Source organism: Methylomonas sp. BW4-1 (assembly GCF_052474385.1).
The window spans coordinates 3,526,660-3,539,181 of record NZ_CP184125.1 but is presented as its reverse complement, the minus strand read 5'-3'; the positions used below and the strand labels follow the sequence as shown (position 1 = coordinate 3,539,181).

The 12,522-nt window shown below is 51.8% G+C and carries 12 protein-coding genes; 4 read left to right on the top strand and 8 right to left on the bottom strand.

All coding sequences use genetic code 11. From position 1 onward, the window contains the following. Positions 1-65: 65 nt before the first annotated feature. A complete protein-coding gene (locus ACH5Y9_RS16375; protein WP_445366854.1) occupies positions 66-1,100 on the bottom strand; it encodes an IS630 family transposase in 1,035 nt (344 codons plus the stop codon). A 66-nt stretch (positions 1,101-1,166) separates the two neighbouring features. Between ACH5Y9_RS16375 and ACH5Y9_RS16370 the strand changes: the two genes are divergently transcribed. Then, positions 1,167-1,523: a hypothetical protein gene (locus ACH5Y9_RS16370; RefSeq protein WP_445366853.1), complete on the top strand. Its 357-nt coding sequence runs from the start codon at positions 1,167-1,169 to the stop codon at positions 1,521-1,523. Positions 1,524-1,570: 47 nt separating this feature from the next. Then, entirely contained in the window at positions 1,571-1,996 is a 426-nt protein-coding gene (locus ACH5Y9_RS16365) for a hypothetical protein (protein WP_445366852.1), read from the top strand. Between the two features lie 78 nt (positions 1,997-2,074). Here ACH5Y9_RS16365 and rpiA read toward each other — a convergent pair whose 3' ends face one another. The 3 genes from rpiA to ACH5Y9_RS16350 form a co-directional block, all read right to left on the bottom strand. Continuing rightward, a complete protein-coding gene (rpiA, locus tag ACH5Y9_RS16360; protein WP_445366851.1) occupies positions 2,075-2,752 on the bottom strand; it encodes a ribose-5-phosphate isomerase RpiA in 678 nt (225 codons plus the stop codon). 92 nt (positions 2,753-2,844) lie between these two features. Further along, complete coding sequence (lpxD, locus tag ACH5Y9_RS16355) at positions 2,845-3,873, bottom strand: UDP-3-O-(3-hydroxymyristoyl)glucosamine N-acyltransferase (protein WP_445366850.1); 1,029 nt, start codon at positions 3,871-3,873, stop codon at positions 2,845-2,847. A gap of 8 nt (positions 3,874-3,881) precedes the next feature. After that, positions 3,882-6,110 (bottom strand): fused MFS/spermidine synthase, encoded by a 2,229-nt coding sequence (locus tag ACH5Y9_RS16350; protein WP_445366849.1) that lies wholly within the window; start codon positions 6,108-6,110, stop codon positions 3,882-3,884. A gap of 343 nt (positions 6,111-6,453) precedes the next feature. On the opposite strand from ACH5Y9_RS16350, the gene ACH5Y9_RS16345 reads away from it, so the two are divergent. Together ACH5Y9_RS16345 and ACH5Y9_RS16340 are read left to right on the top strand one after the other, a co-directional pair. Then, positions 6,454-7,194, top strand: a complete 741-nt coding sequence (locus ACH5Y9_RS16345) for a hypothetical protein (RefSeq protein ID WP_445366848.1) — start codon at positions 6,454-6,456, stop codon at positions 7,192-7,194. Between the two features lie 172 nt (positions 7,195-7,366). After that, positions 7,367-8,620, top strand: coding sequence for a glutamate-5-semialdehyde dehydrogenase (locus tag ACH5Y9_RS16340; protein ID WP_445366847.1), 1,254 nt, complete (start codon positions 7,367-7,369; stop codon positions 8,618-8,620). Positions 8,621-8,668: 48 nt separating this feature from the next. Here the strand turns inward: ACH5Y9_RS16340 and ACH5Y9_RS16335 are convergent, their stop codons facing one another. From ACH5Y9_RS16335 to ACH5Y9_RS16320, 4 genes are all read right to left on the bottom strand, one after another. Then, the gene (locus tag ACH5Y9_RS16335; RefSeq protein ID WP_445366846.1) at positions 8,669-9,601 is read right to left on the bottom strand and encodes a hypothetical protein; all 933 of its coding nucleotides are present in this window, start codon (positions 9,599-9,601) and stop codon (positions 8,669-8,671) included. Between the two features lie 269 nt (positions 9,602-9,870). Beyond that, positions 9,871-10,320: a hypothetical protein gene (locus ACH5Y9_RS16330; protein ID WP_165786281.1), complete on the bottom strand. Its 450-nt coding sequence runs from the start codon at positions 10,318-10,320 to the stop codon at positions 9,871-9,873. A gap of 120 nt (positions 10,321-10,440) precedes the next feature. Further along, the gene (locus ACH5Y9_RS16325; RefSeq protein ID WP_445366845.1) at positions 10,441-10,866 is read right to left on the bottom strand and encodes a VOC family protein; all 426 of its coding nucleotides are present in this window, start codon (positions 10,864-10,866) and stop codon (positions 10,441-10,443) included. A gap of 82 nt (positions 10,867-10,948) precedes the next feature. After that, a complete protein-coding gene (locus ACH5Y9_RS16320) occupies positions 10,949-12,313 on the bottom strand; it encodes a cytochrome P450 (RefSeq protein WP_445366844.1) in 1,365 nt (454 codons plus the stop codon). Between the last annotated feature and the right edge of the window lie 209 nt (positions 12,314-12,522).

Here is a 12,522-nt window from a genome sequence, read left to right as displayed (position 1 = left end):
GTAAAAACAGCACATTGCATTAGAAAACATTGTGATCACAAATACTGCTCATAAAGAAAGTATTGTCACTCGCCAGCATATTGACATTCTGGGTGTCTGAAAAAAGATTTCACGACATCCGGGAGTTTCTGTAAGCGATGCATGGCCGATTGAACGAGTTTCTTTAATTCGATTTTATTTTCCGGCATCTGCTTGGCGACGCGCGGTTTGATATAGCCCCAAACCTGTTCATCCGGATTGAGTTGTGGCGCGTACGGTGGCAGAAAAACCAACTGCAACCGGCCTTGCTGTTGCTCCACAAACGTTTTAACGCTCTTAGCCTTGTGAATCGGATGGCCGTCGACGACCAAGATAATCGGCTGTTCGGCACCGCGTAGCAGACGTTTCAGGAATTCGATAAACACCTCGGCGGTGACGTTGCCTTCTTGCACCATGAAGCGAAAATCGCCTCGTGCGCTGACCGCAGAGATCAGATTCAAACCGTATCGTCGCCCAGTGGTCTTCACGGTCGGCGTCCGACCGACCGGCGCCCAAGTAGTACCGGCATGAAAGTCAGAACGCACGCCGGCTTCATCGGCAAAATAAATCACCGCCCCCGTGCGTTTCGCCTCAGCCTGCAATGCTGGAAACTCGTCGGCCTGCCACTTTTCCACCAAGACCGGGTCCTGCTGCCAAGCCCGATACAAGGGCTTTTGCGGGGTAAACCCCAGCAAGCGCATGATTCGTCCCACACTCGGCGCGGTCAGGCGTTTGCCAAACTGGCGATAGATGACTTCCCCGATTAGCGACAAGGTCCACAAGCCAAATTCCAACTTCATTTGCCAGGGGGTTTTGTCCCGCACGGTCTCGGCGATCCAGCGCATTTCGTCGGGCGTCACCAGCGGTGGGCGTCCGGTAATCTTTTTGGCCAGCAGCGCATTTTGACCGCCCGTTGCAAAGTCGGACAACCAACGAAACACCGTGCGAATGTTGACGCCCATCGCTGCCGCCACGCTCGCCACAGTCTGCCCATTTTTCACCGCTTTGACCGCCTGCTGCCGCATCACTTGCAGAGTATGGTGATCAATTTCTCGGCCGTCTGAATCTCGTTTACATTTCATGGGGATATTATCCCATGAATATGACTTAACTTATTTTAAGAGCAGTAATAAGAAAGGAGACCATCAATGAAAACTAAACACTTAGCATCGCTACTGATTGCCGTCGGATTGCTGTCTGCCTGTGCGACAGAGTCTGGCCCCAAGCCGCAAAGTTGGGCAAAAGCGGTACAGACCGCTGATACCCGAGATGCGCATATACGTCTTGCCGATCATTACGAAGATGTCGCTAAAACGCTGGATGCGGATGCCCAGGAAGAGCGGGAAATGCTGGATCAATATATAGCCAAACCCTGGAAGTATGGAAAACGCATTCAGGATTTGAAGGCGCGCGCTGACGCGATGGTCAGAGATTTGGAGATGGCCGCTAAAGAAAGCAGGCAAATGGCGGAATACCATAGGCAGATGGCCGAGGAAGAACGCTAACCAGCCTGTTTTCACGTGTCTTCGAATCTAAATCTTGGAGAATTGAGATGATTAAAGACCATCTTGACTTGGTTATCGTGGGGCTGATCGCGCTATCCATCGCCATGTATGACATGGTGATTGATTTGTTTCTGAATGTGCTGCATCTGTGTTTCGAGCTGCTGCATTTTCTGTACGAATGGTTCGAGCTAGGCATAGAGCACACGGTTGAACACCTATTTCATACGTCCCGGCACGGTAGCCAGATCGTCACGTTCTATATTCTGTTATTGATCGCCGGTTTGTTGTTGTACGGCTTATGGCGGCTTATGCCGCACCTGTGCCGGAAGTGTGTAGAGTGTTTGCGGTTGACTTGGGAGCGCCGAAAAACCGAATGCCACTATTACTGGCTGTCGCTGCCTTTGCTGAATAAAGTGCGGCTGATTTCCACGGCAACCGGGGTTTTTAGTTTGACGTTTTATTTTATGACGTGAACGTAAATCGCCGAATGGGTGAGAACCTGCCCATTCGGCGAGACGGATTTTGGGAGCTTGTGCTGGGATTCTTGGCGATTAAGCCCGCTGCTCTTCGACTTGGCCGTCTTGACCGCAGAATACTGCGCGGGTCAGGCCGCTGAAAATGCCGTGTTCGACAATGCCCGGAATGGCATTCAGTTGCTCGTTCAGGGTTTTACCGTCCGGATTGGATGCGAAGGCTACATCCAGCACCAGGCTGCCGTGCGAGGTAACCACCAATCCGTCTTGATTAGCCGTTTGCCGCAACGAACCGTGGCCGCCAATCGCCGCAACACTGCGCTGCACCAGTCGCCAGGCAAATGGGCTGACTTCGATGGGAATCGGGAATTTCTCGCCGATGCGATTGACCTTCTTGCTGGCATCAATCAATACCAGAAACTGATCCGCAGCCTTGGCCAACAATTTTTCTCGCACCAGGTCGTAACCGCGGCCTTTCAGCAAAGTCAGGTCTGGGCTTACTTCGTCAGCGCCATCCACATATAAATCCAAGCCGTCGATATGTTCGATGCCGAGCAAGGACAAGCCCAGTTGTTTGGCTTTATTGGCGCTGACTACCGAACTGGAAACCACCTTGAACTGCAGGCCTTCCTCGTTTTGCCGACGCGCCAGTGCTTCGATGAAAAAATTGGTGGTGGAACCGGTGCCCAGTCCCACTATCATGCCCGGTTTGACATGTTGTACCGCGTGTTCCGCGACCCGCTGTTTGTCGTTCATGATTCTGTCCTGTTGAGTGGTATAGAAATGTGCCAAGTTGTAGGGGCGAATTGATTCGCTTTGGGCGATTTAAAGCGCCCCTACAAAACTGCTTACTCTTCCAGTTTGAGCACCCGAGCTTCCAGCGCCTTAAATTTTTGCAGCAATTCCGGCAATTTGGCCAAAGCGGCCAATTCTTTCCAGGCCACTTTGCGATCCTTGGCCGGGCTGCCGAACACCTGCGCGCCGGGATCGATGTCGCCGGAGATGCCGCTGCGGGCCATCACGACTGCCCGCGCACCGATTTTGACGTGGTCTGCCACACCGGTGCTACCCGCCAGAATCGCGCCGTCTTCGATGGTGCAAGAGCCGGAGATGCCGGACTGGCCGCAGATAATCACATTACGGCCCACGATGTTGTTATGCCCCAGTTGCACCAAATTGTCGATCTTACTACCCCAGCCGATTTTAGTGGCGCCCAGCGCGCCGCGGTCGATGCAGGTGTTGGCGCCGATTTCGACGTTGTCGGCAATTTCCACATGACCGACGTGCGGTACTTTCACGTGTTGGTTGTCTCGGAATTTATAGCCAAAACCGTCGGCACCGATTACCGCGCCGGCGTGGATGATCACGTTATTGCCGATGATGCTGTGATCGTAGATCACCGCGTTGGGATGGATATGGCAGTGCTTGCCGATCATCACATGATTACCGATGCGGGCGCCGGCTTCGATGGTGCTGCTGTCGCCGATGCTGCTTTGTTGGCCCACGGTAGCGAATGGCCCGACATGTACGTCAAAACCTAGCGTGGAGGTGTCGGCCAACACCGCGTGCTCGGACACCTGGCGTTTAAAAACCGGTTCCGGGTGCAGCAGTTTTACCGCATTTAAAAAGCTGATTTCCGGGTCTTTGCAGACCAACAAGGTCAGATTTTCCGGAATCTCGCCATCTAGCAATTGCTCGGCGATAAAGCAGGCCGAAGCCTTGGAGTCTTTCAAATATTTTTTGTATTTACCGTCGCTAAGCACGGTGACTTGATGCGGGGTGGCTGACATGATGTCGGCCGCAGAATTAATAAAAGTGGTCGAGTCGCCGCCCTGGGCGGTGGCGCCGCAACGTTGGGCAAGGTCCGTAATGAGCATGTCCTATCCTATTTCCAAATGCCAATAATATGAGTGAAGTCGTCGGTCCAAGGCTGCAGACCGAACGTCAGCGGTAGTTTCTGCCAATGCCCGAGCCGGCTTTGCTGCAAGCGCTGCAGGCGCTCGGGCTGTTTCGCAATCACTACCCAGTCGGTAGCGATGACCAGAGGGACATCGGTTTCCGGTTTAAATTCCTGCAACAAGGCCGCCAAATGCAATTGGTTGACATGGTCGGCCATGACTTTTTTCAAGGCCAGATGGCGGTTGGTGATATGAAAAGCCAGTAAACCGTTGTCTTTCAGCTTGCTAAAGTATAGCTGCAAAGCCTCGCGCGTCAGCAGATGCGTGGGGACCGCGTCGGAGCTGAAGGCGTCCATGATCAATAAATCGAAGCTACCGTCGGCTTCCTTCAGCAGCGACTGCCGGGCGTCGCCGACGATCATTTCCGCCTGCTTGTTGCAACGGCTCAGGTAGGTAAACCAGGCCGGGTTTTGCGCGACTTCCACCACCAGCGGGTCGATTTCGTAGAATTTCCACAATTGGCCTTCCTTGTTATAGCAGGCTAGCGCGCCGGCGCCCAAACCTACCGCGCCGATGTGCCAGTGTTGGTTTTCGCCGTCAAACTCCGCAAACAGTTGGCCGATGGGGCCGGGGCGGCTGTAGTAGGTTAACGGCGTGGTGACGTTGGCGGCGGTCAGGCGTTGCGCGCCGTGTTTGGTGGTGCCGTGATACAACTCGCGGACGGTTTCCGGTCGTTGGTTTTCGTCGGGGATGATGGTGTCGCGCACCGACATCACCCCGAAGAAGCTGCGTTCCTGATAAATAGTGTTAGAGGCCATGCTGTGCAAGCCCAGCGTGAACAACAAAATCACCCCGGTCAACGCGCCCAAACCGATAGGGCTATGCCGTAGCGAATAACTCAATCCGGCCAACAAAATCAGCGCGCCGCCGATCAAGTCCAGATAATCGAACAACTGTTGGGTAGTGAAATAAACCGTCAGGCCGGTGATTAAAACCAACACCGGGAAAATCGGCTGCAAAAACCAACGGCCATTGAAAAAACCGGGGCGCAACAGCAAGGCGGCGACGATCATGATCGGATATTCGTACACCGCATTAAAGATAAACGGTGCGACGAAGGTATTGAACAAACCGCCCAACATGCCGGCAAACGACATTACTAAGTAAAAGCGGGTCAGATAGTGCGGGTGCGGCCGGCTTTTGGCCAATTCGCCGTGGCACACCATCACCGCCAGGAAGAATGCGACCAAGTGCAGGATCAAATCCAGCCAGTAGGGCAATGTGGCCGGATTAATGAAGGAATAAGCGATGAATACCGTCAATACCGCCGGCTGCGCGGCCAACATCCACGGCCGGATGCGGTCGGCCCAGGTGCTGAACACCAGGATAAAGGTCAACAAATACAGGGTCAGCGGCACGATCCACAGCAAGGGTACGGCGGCAATGTCGGTGCTGATGAATTGGGTCAAGCCCAGCAACAAGCTGGACGGCACGAAAGCCAGCGCCAACCAGCGCAATTGTGTCAACGTCGATGGCGGTTCAATACCGGCATCCATCAACACCTCGTCGTCTTCCTTGTCGGCTTGGCTGCGCCAGAAGCTGATCGCGCAAACTAGAATCAGAGCGCACAAACCAACATAGCCGCCGCTCCAGATTTGGCGTTGGTTGACCAAACCCAGATTCGGCTCGATCAGAAACGGATAGCTCAACAAAGCCAACAGGCTGCCGGCGTTGCTGGCCGCGTACAAATAATAAGGATCGTCGCTGCTGTGGTGGCCGCTATGCGAAAACCATTTCTGTAGTAGCGGCGCGGTGGTGGAGACCACGAAGAACGGCAGGCCGATCGCCAGAAATAGCGTCCAGACCAGCCATAAAGTCGGATCGCCGTCGGTGGGCGGTGCGGCATTTTCCGGCAGCGCCACCGGCAGCGCAATCGCGCTGAAAACCAGCAACGCGGTATGAATCTGAATTTGTCGTTGGCTGCCCAGCCGCGAACTCAGCCAATGCGCATACAAATAACCCAGAAACAGCAGCGTTTGGTAAAACACCATGCAGGTATTCCACACCGCCGGCGTGCCGCCCAACAATGGCAGCAACAGCTTGCCGAACATCGGTTGCAGCACGAACATCAGCGTGGCGCTGATGAACAGGGTGGCGGCGAATAAAATAACGGGAGAAATCAAAGCTTTGGCGGTGGGTTGCGGAGTGTTATTCATTGTAATTATGCGAGTTCCGTACGTGTCCTGGCCCAATGATAAAGCATTTGGCTTTTAAAGTGGTTTTGGATGAGGGTGCGGGATGGCGGTATTGAGGCGTCGGAAGAGAAGGTTTGTCAGAGAGAATAAGCCTTCGGCTGCGGTTACTGTTAAATCTAGCAGGGATGTCTATGCTTCTATCGCAGTGTTTTAGATGTGACGTGGTTATTGATCCTGGCGTTGCTGATTGACTGTCGTTGTTTGCCTATTCGTTCGGTCAAAATTGTCATATAGCATTCGAAACTGGGACGTAGCCAATTACTTAAAAATATTTATTGAAATTTATGGAAGACTGGAAATGACCTTGGAATTTAAACTTCAGGCCTGGGCAATTATTCTTAATAGCTTAAAAACGGCTTGGAGAATTAAGAAAATATTCTTCAATGTAATATCACTGCCGGCTTTAATTTTATTAGTTTATTATGCGCTGGTCTTTAACTACGCTAAAAACATTGGAATCCCGTTAATGTTGGTACTTATGGGAATATTAGGCATAGGTTTGTCCTGGCTTGCAGTGGTATGTCACCGTCTTATTCTTGTCAGCGATTTTACAGCTTATAACAGTTTTGACTTCAGAATGGGGGTGCGGGCTGCTAAATTTTTAGTGATGATTTTTCAGGTATGTATAGTCGTGTGGCTTGTTGAAGGAGTAGTTTTTATGAGTATGTTGTTTATGTTTAACAAGTATTTGCCTTCCAATGGACTAGAGGATATAAACTATTGGATTAAATCATTCTCCCAAGTTATAGGGGGATATGCACTAGCTAGGCTCAGTTTGGTGTTTCCCGCTACTGCTATCGACAAAAAAGTAAGTTTAAAGTGGTCTTGGATTGTTACTAGAGGTAATGGTTTGAACATGTTTGCCATCGTCGGTTTGTTTCCGGCATTTTTTGATTTTATTATTACGTCGCTCTGGCGTGAAAATGCTACCGACGTTGAAAACATGTTGTTATCAATAATATCTTTTTTTGTTATCGCCATTGAGGTTTTCGCTCTTTCACTTACTTATAGGGAGTTTGAGCGTTTTTATAGTGATAGCCAGTAGGATATGCAAGGTGCAGCGTCTTGAACGTGATTGGTAGGTAGTAAACTCGCCATACCCAACGTAAGATTTGGGTGTAGATTATTCTTCGAGGTGCGAGCGCTGGTGACCTTTAATTCCTTACGTGAAAAAACCGTTCAGTATCAGCAGCCTCAAAATCAATTTTTTAAGACATATGACTACCAACCCCATCCAAACCATCGCCCAACAAAGCCGCGCGGCATCGCGCCCATTAGTATCAGCGTCCGAATCGGCGCGGAATCTAGCGCTGGCGAAAATGGCTGAAGCACTGGAGTCGGTCAGGCAACAAGTGTTGGACGTCAACGTCCAGGAAATCGTCAAAGCCCGTGACGCAGGGCAGTCGGATGCCATGGTCAAGCGGCTGACGATAGACGACAAAACCTTTGATTACATGTTGTCGCGCCTGAAAAAAGTGGCGCAGTTGCCGGACCCGTTAAACCGGATACTGACCGGTCATACCAATCCGGCCGGGCTGCGGGTGTACAAAAAATCAGTGCCGCTGGGTGTGATCGGCATCATTTACGAATCGCGCCCCAACGTCACCACCGATGCCGCCGGAGTGTGCATCAAAAGCGGTAATGCGGTGATTTTGCGCGGTGGTTCGGAAGCGCTGCAAACCAACGCGATACTCACCGATGCGATGATTGCCGGCGCGGTCGCGGCCGGTTTGCCGGAGCATGCGATTCAGATCATTCGTACGCCCGGCCACGAAGCGGTCGGCGAGCTGTTGAAAATGGACGAATATATCGACGTGCTGATTCCGCGCGGCGGCAAAGGCTTGATCAAGCGCATCGCCGAAGGCACGCGGATTCCGGTCATTAAGCATTACGACGGCATTTGCCACCTGTATCTGGCCGCTGATGCCGACCCTGAGCAAGCGGTCGCGCTGGCGGTCAATTCCAAATGCCAAAGCGTGCAGGTTTGTAACGCGCTGGAAACCTTGCTGGTGGACAGCACATGCGCGGCACAGTTGCTGCCGTTGCTGCAAACCGCATTTGCCGAAAACCGCATCGAACTGCGCGGCTGCGAACAAACCCAAAAGCTGTTGCCCGGTGTTGTCCCAGCGACGGAAGAAGACTGGCATAGCGAATATCTGGCGCCCATTCTGTCGGTGAAGATCGTGGACGGCATTCAACAGGCCATAGACCATATCAACCACTACGGTTCCGGCCACACCGACGGTATCGTCACGCAAAGCCTGAGCTTGGCTCGGCAGTTTGAAGAGCAGGTGGATTCGGCGTCGGTGATGATCAACGCCTCGACCCGTTTGTCGGGCGGCGGCGATTACGGCTTGGGTTCGGTGGTGGGTATCAGCACCGATAAGCTGCACGTGCGCGGCCCGGTCGGGCCGGATGAGCTTACCACCTACAAGTGGGTGGCGTATGGGGAGGGACATTTGCGCGGCTAGGTAGCAACGCTAGAGACCTGTCCGTGATTTAACTACAGGAAATGCCGATTATTTTTCTATCCTTAAGCCAATACCCATGTGATCGGTAACAGCCGCTGTATATCTGCCGCCGCCGCTTACTGGTGTCGATTGCGAGAGGTAGACGACTTCCGCCAATTTTAGGCTAGTCGTGTTAAAAACGGCTACATCGTATTTTTTAGTGGCCGTGCTGTTAGTGCCTTCAAAACTGCGTTGATGCGAGTCGAAGGGATTTATACTGCCACCGGGGTGGGCGTCGCTAAATTTGATGCCCAACGCTCGGCTAAGCACTCTGGCGGTAAAATCGTTGGTCGGCTGATTCGTATCGCCCATTACCACGTCAACCGGCCCCAGTCCGGCTTGAATTACCACGCTGTTAATTTTTTGGTAATAGCTCATCAGGCTATTTTCATCTTTGGCGATGGAATTTGGCACGTGTACGAATACCACGATGATGTTGTAACACGCTATCGCCAGCCAACCGTCGCCTTCGCCCAGAAACTTGTTGGCCGCACCGTTAGTGGAATGGACGCTAAAGCAATTACAAGCCTTGGCAGGCGAGGATGTATGAATCAATTGCCCGGCGTTGCTATGCAGGGATGTCCAGTCCGAATGGCTGCTGTCCAGTTCGCCGCACACCAGTAAATCGGCGCCGCCGAAAGCGCGTATCAGGTTTTGGTAAATTTGCCGGACCTTATTGGCAACCATACTCGAAAAACTGTCGTTGCTGTGTTGGCCTTTATCCATGTATCCGGACGACGCTGTCGAACGCAATTCGGCCGGACCTTGTACCGGAATGTCCGGCGAAATATCGGGCGCGGTCGGCAGAACCAGATTCCAGGGGGCCGAATTTTGCGCCATATGCTCATGTGTCATTCTCGTGAAGTACTGAGAATTGGAGGCGCTGATACCGTGCTCGGAACTGGAGTTAGAGTTAAGGGATTGATACGCAATAATCGGCATGTTTAGGTCCTTAAATCCGCTGAGATTTTGTTTGGAAGCAAAGAGAATATCGCGCTGAGATAGATCAATGAGGATATTGTCGGCCGATGGTAGCAGTTTGTCAGGCGGCTCTCAACAGCCTGTTTGGCGGCTTGGATAACCGGTCTTTGCGCAAATGGATTAACCGGGACTTTGCAGTCCGGAGCCTTTGGACCACGCAGCGATTCGGTATAGCCGCTGTGCTCCCGCCTGCGCGGGAGCGACGATATTGGCCAGGGCCGGATTAATAATCAGTTTTCGCCTCTACTGATATTATGCTGATGCTCAATAGATTCGGTTAAGTTATAGCCGTTGTCATTAAATAAATCGCCGGTAAAAAACAAGCGCATATCGATAATCCAGCCTATTTTTCTTTGCTTATTATTTTCGACAATAATAGTCGCCAGCTTTTGGTTGTTATCAATAACCTGCGTCACAATGGTCTTTGGATAATCAGGATCTTCTTTTAAAGCTCCAGATACTATGCGCTGAGCCGATTCTATGGTTAGTATCTGGGTGATATTAGGGGTTGCCGAGTTTTTATCGTTTATTAACGATTGCGCTTTAAAATAACCAATATCGTAAGCCAGTTTGGCAATCAGGCTAATGACAATAGCCACGCCCCAAACGGACAGGCCGATTTTTAATCGTCTTCTAACGCGAGGATGAGATAGTCTTTGCAGAAAAACTCTAAATTTCATTTTGATGTGATTATCCGGCCTTATCGGCCACTATTGAATATTAATGGTTGCAGTTTTTGCTCAATAACGCCCGAGCAACTGATATAACGCCAGTGCAAGGCGGGTTATTGGAATCTTGGTTTAGTTCGGCAGTTGCACAAAACCGTGTTGGTCGATTGGAAAAAAAGGATTGAAACAAGCTTCCCAGAGAAAGCCGTCGGGGTCGGAAAAATAACCCCTGAAGCCGCCCCAAGCCGCTTTTTCGCCCGGACGAACCAGCTTACCTCCCGCCGAAACCGCTTCAAGCAAGGTCGCGTCAACTTCTTTTGCCGATGCGACGTTGTGAGCCAGCGAAAATCCGGGAAAACCTGAGCCATCGGCCGATACCATTGCGTCGTCTGCTAATGCTTCGCGGCTATACAACGCAAATGCCAGGCTCCCTACTTGGAAGAATGCCACTTCCTGCTGGCTGCCGGAGGATTCTTGCCAACCCAGCGCCTTATAAAAACGTCGGCTTCTAGCCAAATCGGCTACGCCTAGTGTGACAAAACTAATGGTCTGTTTCATGACGCTCCCTGTTACGTAAAAAGGCCGTCTAGTTGGCCAGTGCGGCGCCGACTAGCTATAACCGTCAGCGCAGACCGTAAGCTTAACCAATTGGTTCCACTCTGCCAACAACCGGACGGTCCGGTTTCAACGTAACGCTGAAGGCTTCTTTGACGGTTATGTCGGTTTCGAACGTAAATGCCTTGAAAAAACTGGCTATGACCAACAGCATTTCCAGCTCGGCAAAATGACGCCCTATGCAATTATGCAAACCGCCGCCGAACGGAAAAAAGGCGTATTTGTGTCCGCCGGGCGTCGCGGTTTCCAGAAATCTGTCGGGATTAAAAGCGTCCGGGCTGTCCCAAAGCCGGGCGCTATGGTGGGTGGTGTGCATGCTCAATAACACGATGGTGCCGGCGGGAATCGCGTAATCGCCCAGCTCTATGTCCTGAACGGTTTGCGTGGACAGCGCCGATGTGGGCGGATACAGGCGCAGGGTTTCGTACAATGCAGCCTTGGTATAACTCAGCTGACCCAAGTGCGCGGAGCTTAAGGTTTCGGTCGGCAAGTCGCGGATTTCGGCGGCGATCTTGTCGCGCACCTCCGGGTGCCTGCCGGTTAAATAAAAAAACCATACCAAGGTATTGATGGTGGTTTCCTGGCCGGCGAAAAACAGATTGACGGCTTCGTCTTGCAGCAAATTGTCGGGCATCGTGTAACCGGTACTGCGGTCGCTGGCTTGCATTAACTGCGATATCAGACTTTGTCCCGGATTCGTCCGCGTCTGCGCAATTTCCGCACCGATAAAGGTTTGCAGATAGTTCACGGCGGCGAGATAACGCTTGGATTTTAGCGGGATGAAGCGTTTCAAACGGCGGCCAAGCACAATTTCGCTGCCCAACTGTACCGGCAACTCCTGACAGATGATTTCAATCACCTTGATCAGCTCCGCGCCGTTGCTCAACTGATCCACGGACTTGCCCAGCAGGATGCGGATAAAAATCCGCTGAATCAGCTGCTTTATTTCCGTGCTTAAATCAACTTGGCCGGACGCCGCCTTTTTCAACTCTTCCGCCATCGCCGCCGCTTCTTCGACCATGATCAACTCATAGTTTTTAACCGTGTCCTTGGTGAACAGCGGTTGCATCAAGCGGCGCTGTTTACTCCAAACCTGGCTTTCGCTATTGACCAAGCCGTTACCGAACAGCGATTTCTTGGCACTATAAAGAAAATTTCGGTTCAACTGGCCTTTGCCCTCCAGATTGAAAATCTGCTCTATATATTCCGGGTCGCAGACGAACAGAATATTTCTGCCGAACAGCCGTCCCAACACCTGCTCGCCGTATTGCTTATGAATTCCGGCCAGCGTCGCCAGCGGCCGCCAAATCAACTGCATCATCGGTAAAAGCACCGAATGTTCCGGCAGTGAGGTTTTTTTCGAACGGTTCAATAAGGTCGAGTTTTCCATGGCATTGAATCAGTATTGAATGGGGGGCCCAAGCGATGCCTCTATACTATCGATCCGGCTTTGTGAAGTTTCGATATCCGTTTGTGTTGAGCGCAGCCGAAGCGCTCAACACAAACGGTTAAAACAGTTATGGGCCGGAGCTATAAGATATGATAACGGCGGGATCGGTAAGTATCCAGGTTGTTACACAACAGGGGCGTTAAATTTCA